Source organism: Gemmatimonadaceae bacterium, assembly GCA_020852815.1.
Classification (GTDB): domain Bacteria; phylum Gemmatimonadota; class Gemmatimonadetes; order Gemmatimonadales; family Gemmatimonadaceae; genus SCN-70-22.
The window spans coordinates 199,562-221,502 of sequence record JADZAN010000015.1 but is presented as its reverse complement, the minus strand read 5'-3'; the positions used below and the strand labels follow the sequence as shown (position 1 = coordinate 221,502).

Below are 21,941 nucleotides of genomic sequence, written 5' to 3'. Positions count from 1 at the left end.
CAACTCCGCCCTCCCATGATGCGCTCGCACGCCCGTGCCGTCGCGCTCGCGCTCGCCCCACTGGCGATCGTCGCGACCGCACCCTCGCTCCGCGCCCAGTCCGCCGCGCCCCTCATCGTCCCCGCCAAAGTCGATGCGGTCTTCAAGAACTTCACGCGCGCCACCCCCGGTTGCGCCGTCGGCATCTATCAGAAGGGGAAGGTCGTGTACGCGAAGGGGTACGGCATGGCCGACCTCACCTTCGGGGTCCCCATCACCCCCATCACCGTCTTCGACATCGGCTCCACGTCGAAGCAGTTCGCCGCGGCCTCGATCATCGTGCTGGCCAACGAAGGGAAGCTCTCGCTCACCGACGACGTGCGGAAGTACGTCCCCGAGCTCCCCAACTACGGAAAGGTCATCACGATCGACCACATGCTGCGGCATACCTCCGGCTTGCGCGACTACAACGGACTCCTCTACCTCGGCGGACACCACTTCGAGGACTACACCACCGACGACGACGCGCTCTCCATCATCCTGGCGCAGCGCAACACCAACTTCGTCCCGGGGACGCGGTGGGACTACAGCAACTCCGGCTTCTTCCTCCTCTCCGTCATCGTCAAGCGAGTCACCGGACAAACACTCGGCGATTTCGCCAAGGCGCGCTTCTTTGCGCCGTTAGGGATGAACGTCACGCACTTCCGCACCGATCACACCGCACTCGTCCCCAACCGCGCCACGGCCTACGAGCCCGCGGACAAGGGGTTCACCATCGACATGTCCGACTGGGATCAGGCCGGTGACGGCGCGGTGAACACCAACGTGATCGAGCTGGCCAGGTGGGATGCGAACTTCTACGACGCCAAGGTGGGGGGGCGAGCGCTGGTGGATCGCCTGCAGGAGGTCGGGGCGCTCGACGACGGGACCTCGCATGGCTACGGGCGCGGGCTCTTCGTCGACACGTATCGCGGCGCGCGCCGAGTGCATCACGGCGGGTCGTGGGCCGGCTATCGCGCCATGCTCATGCGCTTTCCCGAACAGGGGGTGGCAATCGGGCTCACCTGCAACCGGGGCGACGCCAACACCCAGCGGCTCGCCGAGCAGGTGGCGGACGTGGTGCTCGACAAGTCGTTCAGGGAAGGGAAGTCGTTCACGCCGCTGCGCCGCGCGCCTGGCGTCGCGCCGGCAGCTGCAAACATCGACCCCACACCGTATGTCGGGACCTTCTTCTCGGAGGAGGAGCAGGGGGCGCTGGGCGTGGAGGCCAAGGATGGCGCGGCGGTCCTCTCGTACAGCGGGCGAAACATCCCGCTGACGCGCATTGCCGACGACGAGTTCATCGGCATGGAGGGGATGATCAAGGTGAGCTTTGTCGATGCGCGGCAGGAGGCGCGGCTCTCCATCGCCGGCCGCCCCGCTACTGCCTATCGACGCGCCGAGCGGTGGCAGCCCAGTGCGGCAGAACTCGCGCCGCTCGTGGGGACGTATCGCAGCCCCGAGCTGCTGTCGTCCTGGACGATTCGCCAGTCGGGTGACTCGCTCTTCATCAAGGGGCGCGCCGTGGGTGAGTCGCCGCTGGTGCCGGTGATCCGAGACGGCTACTCGTCAGGCAGCGGCTTCGTGCGCATCACGCGCGACGCGAACGGCGCCGTGTCCGGCTTCGAGTTGAGCGCCAGTCGCATGAAGCGTATCCGCTTCGATCGATGAGCCACACGATGAGCCGCATGATGAGAGGCATGGTGCGCGTAACTCGGCGGCGTCGTGCCCCGGCCATCGTGTTGCTGCTGGCGGTGGTGCTGCCGCTGGCCTCCGTCGCGGCGCAATCGCTGGCCTGGCCCGACACCGCGTGGCTGCGCGCGCACTACGCCAAGCGCGAGGTGATGATCCCGATGCGTGACGGCGTCCGGCTCTTCACCGCGATCTACACGCCGCGCGACAGCTCGAAGTCGTATCCCATCCTCCTCACGCGCACGCCGTACAGCGCGCAGCCCTATGGCGAGGCGCGCTATGCGCGCTACCTGGGGCCCGGCCCCGGCTTCGCAGCGTTGGGGTACACCTTTGTCACGCAGGATGTGCGCGGGCGCTACCGGTCCGAGGGGCGCTTTGTCCACATGACGCCGCACAAGGCGGTCAAGCGCGGAGCGCGCGACGTGGACGAGAGCACCGACACGTACGACACCATCGACTGGCTGGTGACGCACGTCGAGCGCAACAATGGGCGCGTGGGGTTGTGGGGAATTTCGTACGGCGGCTTCTTTGCGGCTGCCGGGATGCTCGACGCGCACCCCGCGCTCAAGGCGGTGTCGCCGCAGGCCCCTCAAACGGACTGGTTCGCCGGCGACGACACGCACCACAACGGCGCCTTCCTCCTCGCCTCGACCTTCAACTTCATGGCGATGTGCGGGAAGAAGGGGGCGGGGACGTCGATGTCGTGCGGGAAGCCGTTCGACTTCGGGACGGCCGACGGTTACCGCTTCTTCCTCGACATGGGGCCGCTGGCCACGGCAGAGCAACGCTGGTTCAAGGACTCCGTCCCCGGATGGAGCGACATGATGCGCCACGGGACGTACGACGCGTTCTGGAAGGCGCGCAACATCCTCCCGCACGTGAAGCGGGTGAAGCCGGCGGTGCTCACCGTAGGCGGCTGGTACGACGCCAACAACTTCTACGGCGCGTTGCACCTGTACCTCGCCATCGAGCGGCAGAGTCTTGCCACCGACAACGCCGTCGTCCTCGGCCCGTGGTACCACGGTCAGTGGGCGCGCGACTCGGGGAGCAAGGTGGGCGACCTGTCGTTTGGCGCGCCCAGCTCGGACCGGTACCAGCGCGAGATCCTCACGCCGTTCTTCGAGGGGCACCTCAAGGGGAGCGGGATGGGGACACATCCCAAGGCGTGGGTCTTCGAGACCGGGACCAATCGGTGGCGCACCTTCGACCAGTGGCCGCCGCGCGAAGGCGGGGCGCGGTCGCTGTACCTGGGGGCGGGCAACACGATCGCGATGGAGCCGCCAGCCGCAACGCAAGCGCCGTCCTACGACCAGTGGGTCAGCGATCCCGCACGCCCGGTCCCCTTCGCGGGCGCGCCGAGCACCGACATGGACCACGACTACATGGCGAAGGACCAACGATTCGCCGAGTCGCGCCCCGATGTGGTGACATACCGTGGCGAGGTCTTGACGGAAGACCTCACCATCGCCGGCCCGGTGAAGCCGTCGCTCCACGTGACGACCACCGGGACCGACGGCGACTGGGTGGTGAAGCTCATCGACGTGCATCCTGACGGCTTCCAGGAGTTGGTGCGCGGCGACGTGGTGCGTGCGAAGTTCCGCCACTCGCTCTCCAAGCCCGAGCCGCTCGTCCCCGGGCGGGTCACGCGCCTCGACTTCGAGATGCCCGACGTCTTCCATACATTCCGCCGGGGACACCGCATGGTGGTGCAGGTGCAAGGGAGCTGGTTCCCCCTGGTCGACCGGAACCCGCAGACCTTCGTCGACATCTACAAGGCCAAGGCGAGCGACTTCCGTGCGGCGACGCAGCGCGTGTACCGGAGTGCGGGCTACCCCTCGCGCATCGAGGTGCGCGTCCTTCCACCACAGGTTGTGCCATGACAGGCGTCTTTCGCCGCTCAACGTTCCGGTTGGTGCTTCTCGCGGCCACCGTCGCCGTTGCGGTCGCCGCCTGCGGGCCGGGTGCCGTGCCCGGCGCGGGGGATGCGCGCGTCACGGGCGAAGCGACCGTCGGCGCGGCGCCAGCCGCAATTCGCGCCGACGCACCGCCGGCCACTGATCCAGCCGCCGACGAGGCGGCGATCCGCGCCGTGCTGGACCGGTGGTACGTCGCCATGCAGGGCGCCGACTCCGCGGGAACCCTCGCCCCGCTCACGCGTGACTTCCTCCTGCTCGAGGACACGTTGCCGCTGACGGGCCCCCAATTGGCCGCCCGCCTCAGGGAAGGGGCGGGAACCCGGTGGACCGCATCGTTCAGCGACTTCCGCACGCGCCTCAACGGCAACGTGGCCTGGACCACGCTCAGGAACCACGAGGAGTCGACCGGTGGCGATGGCAAACGCTGCCAGGCCGACTTTCTGGAGACGATCGTCTTCGTGCGCGAGGGCCAACGGTGGCTCATCGACCGCTATCACGCGGCTGCGCTGCATCGGTGGAGTTGCAGCTAACGGAGCATGGGCGGGGTGCGGGGCGCGCTGCCGAGCGCTCGTGCGCGGCGCGCCGGGAGATGGGTCCCAGCTTTCGCTGGGACGGGGGGCGTTGCGCTGGCGAGCGCGCCGCTCGCCTGCGCGCCCCCGCCTTTGGCGTCTTTGCGGCTTCGCGGGAGACCGAGCTTTCTCTCCCGAAAGCCACCGCCAGTGCACGGCGTACCGGCAAATGGGTCCCAGCTTTCGCTGGGAAGGGGGGGTGCGGCTTCGTGCCTTCGTGTGACACCGATCTTTCTCGGCCGGGAGCCACTGGTCGTGCACGGTGCAGCGGCAAATGGGTCCCAGCTTTCGCTGGGAAGGGGCGCGGGGGCTTCGTGCCTTCGTGTGACACCGATCTTTCCCGCCCGGGAGCCACTGGTCGTGCACGGTGCAGCGGCAAATGGGTCCCAGCTTTCGCTGGGAAGGGGGGGCGCGATGCTCGCATGCTCGCTCCCCCCCCGTTGCGCGTTCGCGGCTTCGTGTGACACCGATCTTTCTCGCCCGGGAGCCACTGGTCGTGCACGGTGCACCGGCAAATGGGTCCCAGCTTTCGCTGGGAAGGTGGGGGCGCGATGCTCGCATGCTCGCTCCCCCCCGTTGCGCGTTCGCGGCTTCGTGTGACACCGATCTTTCGCGCCCGAGAGCCGCCGGTCGTGCACGGTGCAGCGGCAAATGGGTCCCAGCTTTCGCTGGGAAGGTGGGCCCCCGCTCGCTCCCTCTCTCGCGCCTTGAACGCGGCGAGGCCCCTTGCCGCGCGCCGGAGCGCCGCATAAGTCAGCGGGCGTTGCACACGACCGCCGCCCAGGAGCGACCATGCTGCGCCTCCCCGCCTTCGCCCGTCCCACGTTTGCCCTCGCGCTGCTCTCGGCGCTCGCCGCCGGCGCCCTCGCACAGGGCGCCCCCGACTCCACGCGCCGCACCGCCCCCGAGTCGGACCTTCCGCTCATTCCCACTCGCCCACTCTCCTTCACCACCGACGAAGGGACTTGGCTCTCGCTCGACCTCTCGCCCGACGGGCGGACGATCGTTCTCGATCTCCTGGGCGATCTCTATACGCTCCCGGCCGGCGGCGGCGCGGCGACGCGCATAACGAGTGGCTCCGGCTTCGACGGGCAGCCGCGCTGGTCGCCGGATGGGCGCGCGATCGTCTTCGTCAGCGATCGCTCGGGGAGCGAGAACCTCTACCTCATCGACCCCGACGGAAAGAACCTTCGGGCGCTCACGCGGGGGACGGGGATGGCGTACGTCTCTCCCGACTGGACGCCCGACGGGGCGTACATCGTCGTCTCGCGCAGCAACGACCTCTGGCTGTATCACAAGGACGGCGGGAGCGGATTGCGGCTGACGGGGCAGACGCCACCGGCCACCGGCGGCGGCCCCGGCGGCGGCACGGCCCCGGCCAACTTCATGGGCGCCGCCGTTGCGCCCGACGGACGCTACATCTACGCCAGCGCCCGCACCGGCCCCGCCGGCTACAACCAGATGATGGGCTCCACGCAGGTCGTGATGTACGACCGCGAGACGGGACGCGTCGCCACGCGCACGCTCAACCTCGGCACCGGCTTCCGCCCCGCTGTGAGCCCCGACGGAAAGTGGCTCGCCTACGCCTCGCGGCAGATGGCGGTGACCGGACTCAAGCTCCGCGACCTCGCCACCGGCGACGAACGCTGGCTGGCCCACGATATCCAGCGCGACGATATCGAATCGCGCGGCTCGCGCGACCTCCTCCCCGGCTACTCGTGGACCCCCGATTCGAAGGGGATCGTCCTCGCCCACCACGGAAAGCTCTGGCGTCTCGACGTCGCCAGCGGCCAGCAGGCAAACATCCCGTTCACCGCCGAAGTGAACCAGATGATCGGCGAACTGGTGCGCTTCGAGTATCCGTTGGACGACTCCGTGCTCACCGTGCGCCAGGTCCGCGGCGCGCGCCCTTCGCCCGACGGGAAGCGACTCGCCTTCTCGGCGCTCGACCGGTTGTGGATCATGGATCTCCCCAACGGCAAGCCGCGGCGCCTGACCACTTCCACCGACGGCGAGCACTCGCCCACCTGGTCGCCCGACGGGAAGTACATCGCCTACGTGACGTGGACCGAGGACGGCGGCGATATCTGGCGCGTTGCGCCTGACGGCGGCCGGCCGGAGAAGCTCACCACGCAGACGGCGTACTACGACGACCTGATGTATGCACCCAACGGTGCGCGCCTCGTCGCCGCACGCGCGCCCCGCACGCAACGCGCGATCGTCAACGACGAGATCAACCCCAAGCTGGTGATCACCGACCTGGTCTGGATCCCGGCCACCGGTGGGGCCGCGACCTACATCACGACGCTCACCAACGCCAATCGCCCGGCCTTCACGCGCGATTCCTCGCGCATCTGGATCTATGAGGCGAGCGATGGACTCGTCTCGATGCGCTGGGACGGCACCGACCGGCGCGCACACCTCAAGGTGACCGGCTTCGCCGCCCCCGGCGGCGGACCCAACGCGCAGCCCCGACAGGCGCAAGACCTCATTCCATCCCCCGACGGGATGCGCGCCCTCGCCGTGGTCGACAACAAGCTCTTCGTCGTCCCGCTCCCCATGACCGGCGGCGCCACGCCGACCGTCTCGGTGCAGCAGCCGGCGGGGGGCGCGCTCCCCTTCCGCCGCCTGTCGCGCCTGGGCGGCGAGTTCGCCGGCTGGACCGGTGACTCCCGCGGCATCTTCTATTCGTTAGGCAAGACCTTCTTCCAGTATGACCTCGCGCGCGCCGACTCGCTCGCCGCCGACTCGGCGGCCAAGGCGCCACCACGCCCCGAAGGGCGCCCGGACGCACGCGGCGCCACCGCCGCCGTCAAGCCGCTGTATGAACCCGCGCGCACCGACATCGTCATCACCGCGCCCAAGGATCGCCCGTCAGGTACGGTCGTCCTCCGCGGGGCGCGCCTCATCACGATGCGCGGCGATGAGGTCATCGCCCGCGGCGACGTCGTCATCACCAACAACCGAATTGCCGCCATCGGTGCCCAGGGTTCGGTGACGATCCCCGCCGGCGCGCGCACGATCGACGTCGCCGGGAAGACGATCATGCCCGGGTTGGTCGACGTGCACGCCCACATGTGGCCGCAGTGGGGCGTCCACTCGCCGCAACCGTACATGTACACGGTCAACCTCGCCTACGGCGTCACCACCACGCGCGATCCGCAGACGTCGCAGTCGGACGTGGTCACCTACGGCGATGCGGTCGAGGTGGGACAGATCATCGGCCCGCGCATCTACGCCACCGGCCCCGGGATATTCGCCTACGACAACGTCGCCAGCGCCGACGACGCACGCGAGGTGATGACGCGCTACTCGGAGTTCTACCTCACCGAGACAATCAAGCAGTACCAGGCCGGCGACCGCCGCCAGCGGCAATGGATCGCCATGGCGGCGCGCGAGCAGAAGATCACGCCGACGCTGGAAGGTGGGCTCGACTTCAAGAAGAACATGACCGAGGCGATGGACGGCTACGCCGGGATCGAGCACACGCTCCCCATCGCCCCCCTCTACAAGGATGCGTTGCAGCTCTTTGCCCGCAGCGGGACGACGTGGACCCCCACGCTCCTGGTGGAGTACGGCGGCCCGTGGGCGGAGAACTGGTGGTACGAGCACTACGACATCCTCGCCGACGCCAAGCTCACCCGCTTCACCCCGTTCTCCGAGCTCGAACGCCGCGGCCTGCGGCGCCCGCAGTGGTTCCGCGACAGCGAATACTCGTTCAAGCTCTTCGCCGAACAGGCCAGGAAGCTCGTCGAGGCCGGGGGACGCGTCGGGCTCGGCGGGCACGGTCAGCTGCAAGGCCTCGGCGTGCACTGGGAGCTGTGGAGCATCGCCAGCGGCGGGATGAAGGCGATGGACGTCCTGCGCGTGGCGACGATCTATGGCGCCGAGTCGATCGGGCTGCAGCAGCACCTGGGGTCGCTGGAGAGCGGGAAGCTCGCCGACCTCCTCGTGCTCGATGGCAACCCGCTCGATGACATCAGGAACACCAACACCATCCGCTACGTGATGAAGAACGGGCGACTGTACGACGGCGACTCGCTGGCCGAGGTCTGGCCGCGCCAGCGCCCGCTCCCCAGGCAGTGGTGGATGACGCACGATGCGACCCCCGCCGGGGCCGGCTCGCGCTAACCTTCGATCTTCCGTTGCCTTCTTCAGGACGTGGTATGCGCATGACTGCACGCGGCTTGCTCGTGGCCTCCCTGCTTCGTTCGCGGCTGGCGCCGCTGCTCGCCCTCGCCCTGCCGTTGCAGCTCGCGGCGGCGCAAGCCGCGGCGAAGTCGCAGCCGCCGCGGCGCCTGGCCGTGAAGGCCGCGCGCATGATCGATCCCGAGAAGGGGACGGTCGTGGCCAATCCCGTCATCCTCATCGAGGGGGACACGGTGACCGCCGTGGGGAGCGCGCTGGCCATTCCCGCGGGCACGGCGGTCGTCGACCTGGGGAACCAGACGATCCTCCCTGGCCTCCTCGACATGCACACGCACGTGACGTCGCAGCCCAGCGAGAACTACTACGACGACATGTTCCGCCGTTCGCCGATCGATGCGGCGGTGACGGCGCACGTCTACGCCAGGCGCACGCTCGACGCCGGCTTTACCACGATCCGCGATGCCGGCGCCGCGGAACTCATCGACATTGCCCTGCGCAACGCGATCAATCGCGGCGAGATCCCGGGGCCGCGCATCCACGCCGCCACGCTCACCGTTGGTGCCACCGGCGGACACGGCGACATGAGCGGCTTCTCCCCCTACCTGAAGATGGGAGGGATGTCGGGGATCGCCGACGGCGAAGCCGAGATCCGCAAGCTCATTCGCCAGGAAGTGAAGATGGGCGCCGATCAGGTCAAGCTCATCGCCACCGCCGGCGTCCTGAGCGAAGAGGAGTCGGTCGGGGCGCCGCAGTACTCGCAGGCGGAGATGAAAGCGGTGGTCGACGAGGCGTCGATGTGGGGAAAGCGCGTGATGGCGCACGCCCACGGCGCCGAGGGGATCAAGCGCGCCATTCGCGCCGGCGTGGCATCCGTCGAGCACGCGTCGTTCATCGACGACGAGGGGATCCGCCTGGCGAAGGAGAAGGGGACCTACCTCGTGATGGATGTCTACAACGACGACTGGATCCTGAGCGAATACCAGAAGCTTGGCTATCCGCAGAAGATCCTCGACAAGGAGCGGATGGTTGGGCGCACGCAGCGCGAGAACTTTCGCAAGGCGGTGCAGGGCGGGGTGAAAATGGCGTACGGGACCGACGCCGGCGTCTACCCGCACGGGATGAACGGGAAGCAGTTCGCGAAGATGGTGGAGTGGGGGATGACGCCGATGCAGGCCATCCAGGCGGCGACGGTGAACGCCGCCGACTTGTTAGGCACGCCGGGAAAGGTCGGCGTCCTCAAGCCTGGCGCCTGGGCCGACCTCATCGCCGTGAAGGGCGACCCGCTCAAGGACGTGTCGGAACTCGAGCGGGTCAAGGTGGTGATCAAGGGCGGGGTGGTGGTGAAGAAGGAGGCGACGCCACCGACCACGTGAATACCGCCTGACGAACGCCTGACAACGCCTAACGCCCGTGGGACGCCTACTTGAGGCGTTGCACGAAGAACTCGGCCCACTCGCGGTCGATGTCGCGGGCGCGCCAGGGGTCGGCGGGGAAGTGCCCGGCCACCGGCCACAGCTTCATGCGCACCTCGCGCCCGCGCTCCTTGAGGGCGTTGTAGAGCTTGTACGACTGCGTCACGGGTACGCGCACGTCGCCCGTGTTGGAGAGAAGAAGGAGCGGCGTGCGCATGTTGTCGACGTACGTCATCGGCGACTGCTCCTTCATGAGCGCGAGATCCTTGGGGAAGGACAGCGTCTCGCCGTAGGCGCGGATATAGAGGCTCAGGTCGTTGAGGTTGTAGTCGTCGACGAGATCGATGACCGCGGCGCCGGCCATCGCCGCCTTCCATCCCGTGTAGTGGCCAATGAGCCACGTAGTCATGTAGCCGCCGTACGACCAGCCGGAGACGCCGATGCGCGTCGTGTCGACCCAGGCGCGCTTCTTCAGGATGGCGAGCCCCGCCATCACGTCGCGCCCGGGGCCGGCGCCATGGTCGCGATAGACCGCCGAGTAGAGCGCATTCCCCATGTTGTCACTCCCGCGGTAGTTCGGCTCGAAGACGACGAACCCCTTGCCGGCGAGGAGCTGGTTGCGCGCCGCGAAGACCTCGCGCGAGGAACCCCACGGACCGCCGTGGATGTTGAGCAGCAGCGGGTAGCGGCGCGATGGGTCGAAGTCGGGCGGGAAGGTGAGGATTCCCGAGAGCGGGAGCCCGTCGTCGCTCTTCCATGTCATGGCCTCCACCTTGCCTAACGTCAAGGCGGCCACGGTCGCGTGGATGTTCGTGAGGCGCTCCGGGACGCTGGCACCGGCGCGCAGCAGGTAGAGTTCCGGCGGACGCAGCGCCTCGCTTCCGATGAAGACCAGCGACCCGTCGGCGGTGAGGTCGAGATCATTCACGCCCACGCGTCCCACATCGATACGGCGCGGCGCGCCGCCCAGCGGCAGCTCCCAGACACCGCTCGCCGTACCGTCCGGAGCGGCGGCAATGACGGCACGCGAATCGCCGCGCCATGTGCCGCGCGAGAAGTTGCGATCGAGCGAAGCGGTCAATCGCGTGAACACCCCCCCATCCAATGAAAGGACGGCGAGTTCACTCTGGTTCTTCACGTGCCCGTCGACGGGGCAGGAGACGAGCAGGCGGCTGCCATCGGGCGACGGCCAGCCGGCGCCGCAGCGCTTGTCCTCGAGACCGGGTACCGGCGTGATGCGCCCCGTGGCGATGTCGACCACGGAGAGCTCGCGCCGCTCCCACTCGCGCGTCCCCGGTGACTCCTGTCGCGTGAAGTACAGCTTCTTTCCATCGGCCGACCAGCTCACGGTGGCAAAGAGGGAGGGGATCGACCACTCCCCCTCGGCCACGCGCGTTGCAGCTCCGCCGTCGGCAGCAATCGTCCAGAGATGGACGGTGCGCGGCGCGGCCAGGGTGAGGTAATCGTTCCCATTCACCTCGAACGCGTCGTCCCAACGGCCGCGCGACGCCGGTGACGGAGCCGCGGTGAAGGCGAAGCCCAGACCGTCCGGTCGCCAGGCGAAACTCCCGACGCCCGTGGGCGATCGCGTGACCTGCACCGCTTCGCCGCCGCGCGTGGGGAGCACGAACAGTTGTGTCTTCCCCTCGACGGCCGCGAGGAAAGCCAGGCGGTCCCCGTCCGGCGACCAGCGTGGCGACGATGCCGTCTTGCGCTGCGTCAGCGTGCGTTGCACCCGCGTTCGCAGGTCGACCTCGACGATCTCGGACTCGAAGGCGTTCGATTCGTAGTTGGGCCAGGCGACGACGAAGACCGCGCGATCGCTCGCGGGCGCCAGGCGCAAGTCGGAGACGCGCGCGATGTTCGCGAAGTGATCGAGTGAAAACGTTTGCGCGGTACCAGACGTGGCGAGCGCAGCCGAGCTGAGCGTGAGGCCGATCAACCGAAGGCGCATGCAGGTTCCTCGTGCGTGAAGGCGATGGAAGCCCAAGCTACCTTGTGCAGGGTGCACCGCCAGTCGTGCCCGGTATTCCACGCTAGACAGCCGGTGACCGCCGATCCATAATCGCCACGCACCTGCCCCCACAGGGGATCGCTCACAACCAGGATCGCGGGACCACACCGGAGGGAGGCATGCAGCGGTACGTCTCAGCAAGACGCGCATCGTGGCATCTGGCGGCACTCGTCGCGATGGCGATCGCGACAATGGCAGGGCCGCTCACGGCGCAACAGACCGGACGCATACGCGGCCGCATCACCGACGCCGACGACAAGTCGGCGCTCCCGGCCGCGCAGGTACAAGTGGTGGGCACCACCCTGGGAGCCGCCACCGGCGCCACAGGGCAGTACGTGGTCTCCGGCGTTGCTGCCGGAACCGTCACGCTGCGCGTGCGGCGCATCGGGTACACCAGCGTCACGCAGCAGGTCGTGGTGCCCGCGGGTGGCGAGGTCACGGCCGACATCGCGCTCACGCGCGCGGCCACGCAGCTCGCCGAGGTCATCACCACCGCCACCGGCGACGTCGAGAAGAAGTCGTTCGGCAACGTCGTGGCAACCGTCAACGCCGACTCACTCCTCGGCAAGGCGCCCATCACAAACGTCAACGAGCTGCTGCAGGCGCGCACCGCCGGGCTGCAGGTCATCCAGGGGACGGGGCAGACCGGTGCCTCGAGCTCGATCCGCATTCGCGGTGCCTCCTCGCTCTCGCTCACCAACGAGCCGCTCATCATCATCGACGGTATCCGCTTCGACAACTCACCGGCGGCCAGCAACTTCAGCTCGATTCGCGTCAACCGCCTGGGCACCCTGAATCCGGACGAGATCGAATCACTCGACGTCATCAAGGGACCGTCGGCTGCGGCGCTCTACGGAACGGCCGCCGCCAACGGCGTCATTGTCATTCGCACCAAGCGTGGCACGGTCGGCGCACCAAAGTGGACGATCTTCGCGGAGGGGGGCGCCGTGTCGCAGCCGGCGAGCTTCACCTCCAACTACCAGGGATGGGGGACCAACCTCAACGCAGCCGGCCAGCGCGTGGGTGGCCCGGTGCAGTGCAAGGTCTTCGCGGCCGCCCGCAAGGCGTGCGTCGTCGACTCGGTGACGAGCTACAACCCGTGGACCGCGGCCGAGACCGATCCCTTCCAGACGCAACCGCGCTACACCACGGGGTTGCAGGTGTCGGGAGGGAGCGACCAACTGCGCTACTTCCTCTCGGGCGAGTACCAGAACGAAGTGGGCCCGTACACGATGCCCGACTACGAGATCAATCGCATCACCACGCTCCGCGGCTCGCGCCCGACCGACCGGGAGATCAATCCCAATGAGCTGACGATGGCCGCGATGCGCGGGAACTTCTCGATCAGCATCCGTCCCAACCTCACGCTCGACGTCAACTCGGGCTACATCAGGCGCGACCTCTACAACGCCTTCGAGGGGACGTTCTTTGCCGGGATGACGTTCCAGTACATGACGGGGCCCGGCTTCAAGAACGCCACCAACGGCCTGCAGCGCGAGTTCGTCGGCGACGTCTTTGGCGTCGAGGGCAAGCTGCGCGACGATCGCTTCACGGCGAGCAGCGCGCTCAACTGGCAACCGTACAGCTGGCTCACCGCCCGCGCCGTCGTCGGGCTCGACCAGACCAACTCGTTCGGCTATCGCCAGCAACTCAGGGGACAGGGGCCGCAGGTCGGCGTGTCGTGGGGCCCCATCTCCAACGAAGGGGGAAAGGACTACGACCGCTCGAACAACTCGCGCTACACGCTCGACGTGGGCGCGACGGCGACGAAGGACTTCACCAACCAGATCTCGCTGCGCACGTCAGTGGGCGCGCAGCGCTTCTTCGACGCGCTGTACCAGTCGCAGGGACGCGGCTATGGCCTCCCGCCAGGTGCATCCACCCCAAACTCGGCGCGGCAGCGCGAGTCGTGGGAGTTCACCTCCGAGGAAGCCACTTACGGCGCCTTCATCGAAGAAGCGGTGTCGTGGCGCGATCGCCTCTTCCTGACCGGGGCCATGCGCACCGACCAGACCTCCGCCTTCGGGCGCGAGGCCAAGCGCACGATCTATCCGCGCGCCGCGGTCTCGTACGTCATCTCCGACGAAGCGTGGTTCCCGAAGCTCCCCGGCGTCGATCGCCTGCGCCTGCGCACCGCGTACGGCAAGGCCGGCGTGCAGCCGAGCACCATCGCCGCGCTTCAGTTCCTTGGTGCCGCCGCCTTCCCGACCGGGACGTCGGCCGATGAGCCTGGGCTACGCCTCGCCTCCATCGGCAACCAGGACCTGAAACCCGAAGTCACCACCGAAGTCGAAGGCGGATTCGACGTCGGCTTCCTCGATGGACGCATCAACGTCGAGGCGACGATGTTCCGCAAGCTGTCGCGCGACGCGCTGTACAATCGCCCGCTCCCGCCGTCGTACGGCACGGCGATCGGGTCGGGCTCGCCGACGCAGTGGCAGAATCTGGCCGCGGTCGAGAATCGCGGCACCGAACTGACCGTCGATGTGGCGGTGCTGCGCAGCCGCGCCTTCTCGCTCGACCTCCACGCCAACGGCTCGCTCCTCAAGAACAAGCTCGTCGATGCCGGGAGTGTCCCGCTGCCCACGACGCCCGGTGCGCGCAATGAGGTCGGCTATCCGCTCTTTGGCCTGTGGGACCGCAAGATCGAGTCGTTCGCCGATGCCAATGGCGACGGACTCATTGGCGACAACGAGATCGTCGTGTCGTCGGCCCTGGCCTACAAGGGCTCTTCGCTGCCTCAGCGCGAGGCGGGGCTCAGCACCACGCTGGGCTTCCTCAATCGCGCGTTGCAACTGTCGGTGCTCATGGATTACCGCGGCGACTTCTACAAGCGGTGGCAGTACGAGGAGTGGCGCTGCCAGTCGAGCGGCAACTGCCAGGCCGTCAATGACCCCAAGGCGTCACTCGCCGACCAGGCGGCGGCCACGGCGGCCAACAGCTCCAGCAAGCGCACCGTCTGGGGCTACTACGTCCGTAACGACTTCATGAAGCTGCGCGAGATTTCGGCAAACTACACGCTGCCGGCCAACCTGGCGGCGCGCTGGCTGCGCTCACGCTCCGTGTCCATCAACGTCGCGGCCCGCAACCTGGGCTATCCGTGGAGCAAGTACCCGGGCATCGACCCGGAGTCGAACAACTCCGTCGCCAACACCGGTGGAGGCAACAGCGAACTCACGGCCCAACCGCCGCTTCGCTACTTCATCTCCCGCGTCAACATCCAGTTCTGACGCGTTGCCCGGTGCATCCTCATCGACATGAGCCAACCGAATGAGCCAACCGATGACCAATAGATCACTCTCCACGGTGCTCGCGGCCGCAGCCCTCGCATGGACCAGCGCCGCGTGCAGCACCTCGAGCATGCTCGACGTGCAGACCCCGGACCAGATCACTCCCGACAAGGCGGCCAGCGCCGTGGGCGCGGCCGCGCTGCGCGCCTCGGCGATCGGCAATTTCGCCGCCTTCTATGGCGGCGACTACGGCGGGTCGTTCCACGGCGTCAACATCACCAGCGGCATGCTCACCGACGAAATCGAGTCCGCGCGCGGTGGAACCGAACACCTCGACAGCCGCGCACAGAACGAAGCGGTGCAACCGCTCAGCACCACGTGGGCCTTCGTGGGACAGTCGACCACGCAGACCATCCGCGCCATCAAGTCGTTGAAGGAGTTCGCCCCCGAGGGGACGGCCACCGAGAAGGCGACCAAGGCGACGCAGGTGGGGCACCTGTACGCGCTGCAGGGCTTCGCCTATGTCATTCTCGGCGAGAATTACTGCAGCGGGATCCCGGTCGCCAACGCCAACGACCTCGATCCGCAGACCGACATCCTCACCACCGCGCAGATGTTCGCGCGCGCCGTCGCCTATTTCGACACAGCGGCAACGACGCTGGGAACCACCACCGCCGACCAGCCGTTCCGGAACCTCGTCGCGGTGGGGCGAGGCCGCGTGCTCACCGACCTCGCGCGCTACAGCGAGGCTGCGACCGCGGTGGCGAGCGTGCCGAGCAACTTCGTGTTCAACGTGTCGTACTCGTCCACGTCGGTCGTGAACGCGATCTACGACTGGATGAACGGGACGCTCAACTACGCACCCGCCGACAAGGAGGGTGGCGTGGGGATGGACTACATCTCGGCGCGCGACCCGCGCGTCACCGTGATCCGCAACGCCGCCGGGACACCGACGCCGCGTGCGGGCCAGGATGGCGCGATCCACTTCACGCAGACGGTCTTCGCCACCGCTAACGCGTCCGTGCCGCTGGCCACGGGGGTGGAGGCGCGGCTCATCGAGGCGGAGGCGCTGCTCAAGGCGGGCGACGCCACCGGGTGGCTGGCCAAGGTGAACGACGCGCGGGGGACGCTCGCCGCGCTGACGCCGCTCACCGATCCGGGGTCGACCACCGCTCGTGAAGACCTCCTGTTCCGCGAACGCGCCTTCTGGTTCTGGGGAACGGCACATCGGTTGGGCGACATGCGGCGCCTGGTGAAGGACTACAAGCGCGCTGCAACCTCGGTGTACCCCAATGGGCCGTACTTCAAGGGGGGCGCCTATGGCAACGACCTCGTGCTGATCCCGGCGCAGGCCGAGCGCAACAACCCCGCGTTCACCGGCTGCACCGCGACGACGCCGTAGCAGCGCGCGGCAACGCCGATCCCGTCAGCAGCGATCCCCGGAAGCCGATGCGGCTTCCGGGGATCGTGTCGTTTGGGGGAGTGCGTTCGGGAGCGCCCTCGGGAGCACCTTCGGGAGTGCCTCGCCGTCGGCGGAGTTACGCGGTAGGTTGTCGTCGTCGGCGCGCAGGGTTGGTGTCGCGCCTCCTCCCTTCACCGAACCGCTCCCCGCGTCATGCGCGTCGCCGCCGTCGGCGAATGCACCATCGACCGCTACGTCGAGCGGGGCACGGAGCGCGTGGGCGGGATATCGCTCAATTTCGCCGTGCATGCGTTGCGCGCCGGCGCTGCCAGCGCGTCGCTCGTCAGCTGCACCGGAGACGATGATGCGGGTGCTCGGGTGCGCGCGGCGCTGGCGCGTGAAGGCGTCGACGCCACGCACGTGGCGGCGCGCCCGGGGCGAACGGCGTCGCAGGATATACGGCTTGTGGCTGGCGGAGAGCGGATCTTCCCTGGGGGGTACGACGAGGGCGTGCTCGCCGACTTCCGGCTCGACGACGCAGCGATGGCGATGCTGCGCTCCGCCGACATCATCGCCGTCCCGTACTTCAGGCAGGTCCTTCCACTCGTTGCACCGGTGCATGCCTTGCGCGACGTGAGCGCGCTCCGTGTGGCCGACCTGCTCGACGGCGCCGACCTGGGAGATGCGCATGGGGCGCTCGATGCGCTCATGGACGACCTCGACATCCTTTTCCTCAGCGCATCCATGGATGACGTCGAGCAGCTCTTGCCGCTCAGTCGTGGGCGCCGTAGCGTCCTCGTCGTCACGCACGGGGCAAGCGGGAGCACGGCGCTGGTGAACGGGGCGATGACCTTCACCTCAGCGGTGCGGGTGCCGGCGGCGGAGTGCATCGACAGCACGGGTTGCGGCGACGCCTATCAGGCCGCCTTCTCCGTGGCGTACGCGAAGGACCGCGACATCCCCGCCGCCATGCGCGCCGGCGCGGCGCGTGCGGCGCGCGTCATCCGACACCTGGGAGCCTTTGCCGATGAGCGTTAGGCTGTGAGCCGCTTTCGCACGCTTTTCCCCATGGCGCGCCCGGTGATCGGGATGATTGCGCTCCCGCCAATGCCGGGATACCCGGCCTTCACGTCGATACACGCCGTGATCGCCGCGGCGCTCAGCGACCTGGAACGACTCGAGGCCGGCGGCGCCGACGGTGCACTCGTGGAGAACGACTTCGACCAGCCGCACACGATGGTTGGGGGGGCCGAGGTTCACGCCGCAATGACGCGCGTGACGCGCGAGGTCGTTGCGCACGCGAAGATCCCCATCGGCGTGGAGGTACTGCTCAATGACTGGCGCGCCTCGCTCGCCATTGCCGCGATGACCGGGGCGCAGTTCATACGCATCGACTTCTTTGTCGACCGCGTGATGACCAAGCTCGGCCCCTTCGAGCCCGAACCGGAGGCGATTCTCGCCTATCGCCAAGCCATCCGGGCCGAGCACGTGCAGCTGTACACCGACCTGCAGGTGAAGTACACGACGATGCTCGATGGCCCCAAGCCGCTGGCGCAGTCCGCGCGCGAGGCGGCGGCGGCGGGGAGTGACGCGGTGATCATCAGCGGTGCAGAGACGGGGATCGGCCCCGACCCGGACGACCTGCGCGCGGCACGCGCCACTTCGCTCCCCGTCCTCATCGGGAGCGGGCTCACGCCGGAGAACGCGTCGGTGCTGATGCCGCATGCCGATGGCGCGATAGTCGGGACGTCGTTGCGCAGCGGACCGCATCACAGCGATCGCGTGGTGCAATCGCACGTGACGCAATTGGTGCAGGCCGTGCGAGCCCTCCCTGGCGGCTCGTCGGCGCCGGACGCGTGAGCGACTCGTCAGGCAGCCGCGACGAGCGACGCGCCAGCCGCAACGACGGCGCCCTCAAGCGCCAGCTCGGCCTCGCCGCAGTTGTCGCCCTCGTCGCCGGCAACATGCTCGGCTCCGGCGTCTTCTTCACGCCGGGAGAGCTGGCGGCGGTGGCGCAGCATCCGTGGCAGGTGCACTTCATCTGGGCGTTGTGCGGGCTCATCACGTTGTGCGGCGCGCTCACGCTCGCCGAGTTGTGCCGCCTCCTCCCGCACGCGGGGGCGACGTATCACGTACTGCGCGAGGGGTACTCACCGCTGTGGGGCTTTGTGCTGGTGTGGATGGAGCTGTGGGTGAGCGGACCGGGATCGGTGGCGGGGATCGCGATTGCCTTCGGCGAGTTCATGCAGCGCGTGGTGGGCTCGTCGATCGAGATCGCACCGGTGTGGTGGGGCGCGGCGGCCATCGCCTTCTTCGCAGCCATCAATCTGGCGGGAGTGAACTGGGGCGGGCGCGTGCAGGTGCACGTGACGACAGTGAAGGTGGCCGGTATCGTCGCCCTCATCGCCGGCGCGTTGTTCCTGGCGGCGCCAACTGGTGCGTCGGTGAGCGCACCGACCGCTGCGCCTGACGGGAGCGGCCCGCTCGCCTTCTTCCGCTTCGTCGGGCTCGGTGTCGCCGCCGTCCTCTTCACGTACGATGGATGGATCGACGTCTCGCACGTCGCGGGCGAGGTGCGCCGCCCGGGGCGCGACCTCCCGCTCGGGATGGCGATCGGCGTCGGGGCGCTCACGTTGCTCTATCTCGCGGTCAACGTGGCGTTCCTGCGGGTCATCCCGCTCGCCCAGATGCGTGCAGCGCCAGCGACGATCGCCTCCACCGTGGCCACCGCCGCCTACGGCTCGCGCGGCGGCCCCTGGCTCGATGTCCTGATGATGGTGTCCATCTTTGGCGCACTCGGCGGTTTGGTCATGACCCTCCCGCGCCTCTTCTATACCATGGCCGAGGCGCACGCCGCGGAGTCGCGCGGGGCGCTGCGCTGGTTCTTCGCGAGGATGGGGCGCGTCGCCTCGCGCACCGCGACGCCCAACATCGCCATCCTCTTCACCGCCGCGACGTCGATCGCCGCGCTCCTCTTCTTCGGTTCCTTCTCGCGCCTGGTGAACTTCTTCGTCGTCCCGTTCCAGGCGATGAACATCCTGATGGTCGCGGCAATCTTCCGGTTACGCCGGCGCTATCCCGAATCGAGCGGTTATCGCACTCCCGGTTACCCATTCACGCCGGTGGTGTACATCGTGGTGATGGTTGCCTTCCTGGTGAGCGCGGTCGCCGCGCGAGCGCTGGAGACGTTGATCGGGACCGCGCTCGCGATGACGGGTATTCCGGTATACTGGTGGCTGGTGCACGTGAAGTCTTCACACAAGTAGCCCTGACTCAGCCGATGTCGATCGCTCGCGCCCTGCCCCGCGCCTTGCCTCGCGTACGTTGCGTCCTCGGTACGGCCGCCCTGTTGTGGTGCGCCGTCGCGCCTAACGCCGGCGCCCAGTCGCTCGCCCCCGCCGAGCAGGCCATCGCGCGCGCCGTCGACGCGCGCAACGGCGAGGCGCTTGCCCTCCTCGAGCGCATCGTCAACATCAACAGTGGGACGATGAACCTTGCCGGCGTGCGCGCAGTGGGCGACGTGATGCGCAAGGAGTTCGATGCCCTTGGCTTCACCACGCGGTGGGTCGATGGCGCACCGTTCCAGCGCGCCGGCCATCTCATCGCCGAGCATGAGGGAAGTGGCCCGCACATCCTGCTCATCGGGCACCTCGACACCGTGTTCGAGCCGTCGCACCCGTTCCAGAAGTTCGAGCGCCTGACCGACAGCACCGCGCGCGGCCCGGGGATCATCGACATGAAAGGGGGCGACGTGATCATCGTCTACGCCCTCAAGGCGCTCAGGGCTACCGGGGCGCTCAAGGACATGCACATCACCGTCATCATGCATGGCGACGAGGAGAAGGAGGGATCGCCGCAGGAGCTGGCGCGTCGCGACATCCGCGACATCGCGAAGACCACGCAGTATGCCCTCGGCTTCGAGGACGGCTCGGGCGACCCGAAGACCGCCGTCATCGCGCGCCGCAGCGCCGGTGGGTGGGTGCTCACGTCGACCGGGAATCCGGCGCACTCGTCGCAGATCTTCCGTGACGAGGTCGGCTTCGGCGCCATCTACGAATCGGCGCGCGTGCTCAACGCCTTCCGCGAGCGCCTCGCCTCGCAGCAATACCTGACTTTCAACCCCGGCGTGGCGTTAGGCGGAACGGCGGTGACGCTCGACAGCACGCGCACCGACGGTGCGGCGGCTGGCAAGACCAATGTTGTCGCCAAGTCGATGCAGGTGAGCGGCGACATCCGCACCATCTCCCCCGAGCAGCTGGCGGAGGCGAAGCGTGTGATGCAGGAGATCGTGGGGCGGCCGCTGCCGGGGACCTCGTCGACCATCATCTTCGAGGACGGGTATCCGCCGATGGCGCCGTCGGAGGGGAACAAGGCGCTGCTGTCGCGCTACGACCAGGGGAGCCGCGACCTGGGGTTTGGCGCGGTGGTGGCCGTCGACCCCTCGAAGGCCGGCGCCGCCGACGTTTCCTTTGTCGCCCCGTTCGTCGCCTCGGCCATCGACGGGATCGGCCTGGCCGGGTGGGACGATCACACCGACAAGGAGACCGCGAACCTCAACATGCTGGCGCCGCTGACCAAACGGGCGGCGGTGCTGTTGTATCGGTTGCGGGGGGGCGGATTTCCCAGGATGTGAGCGGGCCGCCGCTTGCACCGATCGGCACCAGTTGGGGTCAGCCAAATTGGGGTCAGAGTCACCGAACCAATTTCTCGGTGACTCTGACCCCAAGTTCGAACCCCCGTACCGGCTGCGGGCGAGCGGATTTCCCGGGATGTGAGCTGCCAGCCGCTTGCACCAATCGGCACCAATTGGGGTCAGCACAGAATTGGGGTCAGAGTCACCGAACCAATTTCTCGGTGACTCTGACCCCAAACTCGCTCTGACCCCAAACTCGCTGACCCCAAATTCGCTGACCCCAAACTCGTCCCAAGTCGGCCTAGCTCGTCCCAGAACGATCGGTTCGTCCCAAAGGCGCCCCCACCATTCCCCTCGCGCCGCGCCGGGGGAAGCTCCCTTGACGGGGCGGCCCACTGCCGGCAATCATCGCCATCAGGATGCGTGATTTCCGCCGTCTGTTCGCGTCGCGCCTGCTGAGGACTGGGCTCCTCTTCCTCTTCCTCGTCGGAGCGCCATCCGTCGGGGGGGCCTTCCGTTGTTGTTCGACGGGGGACCACGATGGAGGGCGGCGCGCGTCGGCTGCTGCGGCGGGCGGGCACCAGCCGCGCGACGCGCATGCGGCGCATGCGGCGCACGACGCCCACGCCGGGCACGGAGTCGCACCCTCGGCGCATTCTGAATCGAAAGGGCCGGCCGAGGAGGGAAGCGCAGGCGCCCCCTGCACCTGCGTCGGTCATTGCTGCGTCGCGCCGTCGATCGCCCTCGGTGCCCAGGGCATTCGCCTCCCCGACGCGCTGCAGTTCCGCGTCGCGCCGGTCGCAATCCGCGATACGGGGCTCCAGCTCGACTCGCGCGACGCGCATCTCCTCCCGTTCGGCAACGGGCCGCCTCCGTCCCTGGCCTCGTAGCGTCCGCGCCTGACGA

The 21,941-nt window shown here is 68.3% G+C and carries 13 protein-coding genes; 12 read left to right on the top strand and 1 reads right to left on the bottom strand.

Features of this window, described 5'->3' with window-relative positions; genetic code table 11:
* The first annotated feature begins 15 nt into the window (after nt 1–15).
* From IT359_08970 to IT359_08950, 5 genes are all read left to right on the top strand, one after another.
* On the top strand, nt 16–1,689 hold the full coding sequence (locus IT359_08970) for a beta-lactamase family protein (GenBank protein MCC6929106.1): 1,674 nt from the start codon (nt 16–18) through the stop codon (nt 1,687–1,689).
* Nucleotides 1,690–1,706: 17 nt separating this feature from the next.
* Entirely contained in the window at nt 1,707–3,590 is a 1,884-nt protein-coding gene (locus IT359_08965; GenBank protein MCC6929105.1) for a CocE/NonD family hydrolase, read from the top strand.
* Nucleotides 3,587–4,156 carry a nuclear transport factor 2 family protein gene (locus tag IT359_08960; protein MCC6929104.1) on the top strand — a complete coding sequence of 190 codons (570 nt, stop codon included), beginning with the start codon at nt 3,587–3,589 and terminating at the stop codon, nt 4,154–4,156. Before IT359_08965 ends, IT359_08960 begins: the two co-directional genes overlap by 4 nt.
* An 831-nt stretch (nt 4,157–4,987) precedes the next feature.
* Complete coding sequence (locus tag IT359_08955) at nt 4,988–8,326, top strand: PD40 domain-containing protein (protein ID MCC6929103.1); 3,339 nt, start codon at nt 4,988–4,990, stop codon at nt 8,324–8,326.
* Between the two features lie 35 nt (nt 8,327–8,361).
* Nucleotides 8,362–9,717, top strand: a complete 1,356-nt coding sequence (locus tag IT359_08950; GenBank protein ID MCC6929102.1) for an amidohydrolase family protein — start codon at nt 8,362–8,364, stop codon at nt 9,715–9,717.
* 46 nt (nt 9,718–9,763) lie between these two features.
* Here IT359_08950 and IT359_08945 read toward each other — a convergent pair whose 3' ends face one another.
* Nucleotides 9,764–11,710: a S9 family peptidase gene (locus IT359_08945; GenBank protein MCC6929101.1), complete on the bottom strand. Its 1,947-nt coding sequence runs from the start codon at nt 11,708–11,710 to the stop codon at nt 9,764–9,766.
* 179 nt (nt 11,711–11,889) lie between these two features.
* Here IT359_08945 and IT359_08940 point away from each other — a divergent pair, with 179 nt between their 5' ends.
* The 7 genes from IT359_08940 (at nt 11,890) to IT359_08910 (ending at nt 21,925) form a co-directional block, all read left to right on the top strand.
* Nucleotides 11,890–15,000 (top strand): SusC/RagA family TonB-linked outer membrane protein, encoded by a 3,111-nt coding sequence (locus IT359_08940; GenBank protein MCC6929100.1) that lies wholly within the window; start codon nt 11,890–11,892, stop codon nt 14,998–15,000.
* A gap of 52 nt (nt 15,001–15,052) precedes the next feature.
* Nucleotides 15,053–16,402: a hypothetical protein gene (locus tag IT359_08935; GenBank protein MCC6929099.1), complete on the top strand. Its 1,350-nt coding sequence runs from the start codon at nt 15,053–15,055 to the stop codon at nt 16,400–16,402.
* A gap of 213 nt (nt 16,403–16,615) precedes the next feature.
* Nucleotides 16,616–17,440, top strand: a complete 825-nt coding sequence (locus IT359_08930; GenBank protein ID MCC6929098.1) for a hypothetical protein — start codon at nt 16,616–16,618, stop codon at nt 17,438–17,440.
* 3 nt (nt 17,441–17,443) lie between these two features.
* A complete protein-coding gene (locus tag IT359_08925; protein MCC6929097.1) occupies nt 17,444–18,262 on the top strand; it encodes a BtpA/SgcQ family protein in 819 nt (272 codons plus the stop codon).
* Nucleotides 18,259–19,668 carry an amino acid permease gene (locus tag IT359_08920; protein MCC6929096.1) on the top strand — a complete coding sequence of 470 codons (1,410 nt, stop codon included), beginning with the start codon at nt 18,259–18,261 and terminating at the stop codon, nt 19,666–19,668. The genes IT359_08925 and IT359_08920 overlap by 4 nt, the downstream gene beginning before the upstream one ends.
* A gap of 44 nt (nt 19,669–19,712) precedes the next feature.
* Entirely contained in the window at nt 19,713–21,035 is a 1,323-nt protein-coding gene (locus IT359_08915) for a M20/M25/M40 family metallo-hydrolase (GenBank protein MCC6929095.1), read from the top strand.
* Between the two features lie 419 nt (nt 21,036–21,454).
* A complete protein-coding gene (locus IT359_08910) occupies nt 21,455–21,925 on the top strand; it encodes a hypothetical protein (protein MCC6929094.1) in 471 nt (156 codons plus the stop codon).
* Nucleotides 21,926–21,941 lie beyond the last annotated feature (16 nt).

Bases quoted from the DNA above. Each gene is read 5' to 3' on its own strand.
- IT359_08970 (MCC6929106.1), top strand. From the start codon at position 16: ATGATGCGCTCGCACGCCCGTGCCGTCGCGCTCGCGCTCGCCCCACTG.
- IT359_08965 (MCC6929105.1), top strand. From the start codon at position 1,707: ATGATGAGAGGCATGGTGCGCGTAACTCGGCGGCGTCGTGCCCCGGCC.
- IT359_08960 (MCC6929104.1), top strand. From the start codon at position 3,587: ATGACAGGCGTCTTTCGCCGCTCAACGTTCCGGTTGGTGCTTCTCGCG.
- IT359_08955 (MCC6929103.1), top strand. From the start codon at position 4,988: ATGCTGCGCCTCCCCGCCTTCGCCCGTCCCACGTTTGCCCTCGCGCTG.
- IT359_08950 (MCC6929102.1), top strand. From the start codon at position 8,362: ATGCGCATGACTGCACGCGGCTTGCTCGTGGCCTCCCTGCTTCGTTCG.
- IT359_08945 (MCC6929101.1), bottom strand. From the start codon at position 11,710: ATGCGCCTTCGGTTGATCGGCCTCACGCTCAGCTCGGCTGCGCTCGCC.
- IT359_08940 (MCC6929100.1), top strand. From the start codon at position 11,890: ATGCAGCGGTACGTCTCAGCAAGACGCGCATCGTGGCATCTGGCGGCA.
- IT359_08935 (MCC6929099.1), top strand. From the start codon at position 15,053: ATGACCAATAGATCACTCTCCACGGTGCTCGCGGCCGCAGCCCTCGCA.
- IT359_08930 (MCC6929098.1), top strand. From the start codon at position 16,616: ATGCGCGTCGCCGCCGTCGGCGAATGCACCATCGACCGCTACGTCGAG.
- IT359_08910 (MCC6929094.1), top strand. From the start codon at position 21,455: ATGCGTGATTTCCGCCGTCTGTTCGCGTCGCGCCTGCTGAGGACTGGG.